The organism is Alistipes sp. ZOR0009 (assembly GCF_000798815.1).
Classification (GTDB): domain Bacteria; phylum Bacteroidota; class Bacteroidia; order Bacteroidales; family ZOR0009; genus Acetobacteroides.
In genome coordinates this window covers 1-342 of sequence record NZ_JTLD01000099.1, presented here as the reverse complement: position 1 = coordinate 342, position 342 = coordinate 1, and the positions used below count along the sequence as shown (strand labels likewise).

Annotated in this window: 1 protein-coding gene; it reads right to left on the bottom strand. The window is 45.0% G+C overall.

The window, feature by feature from the left end:
• On the bottom strand, positions 1-342 hold a 342-nt coding region (locus L990_RS16590), incomplete at both ends, for a transposase (protein WP_047451761.1).

The window sequence follows — 342 nt, the reverse complement described above, 5'->3', positions numbered from 1 at the left end:
GCATAGCATCTTGCGCTAGAATATAGGTAATCCTCTGCATTAACAACCAACCCATTACGAACAGGATTCTGATGAATGTAATTTACTTTTTGCTCGATAAACTGTTGGCTAAACACCTGCTCGGCATGCGATTCGTGCGTCCATATCTGGTAAGTCTGCTTGCTCTTAAGCTTACCGTGATAGGCAAAAACAACCTCCATCCACTCTCGCCTGCTTTCGTTATCTCCCAAAACGAACTCCAAGATCTTCTTGCTGGTGTAGTTCTTAAAGTCACGCACAAACCCGCTAAGATCATTCTGCTCGCTTTGCGCTAGAAGGTGCACGTGGTTCGACATGATGACA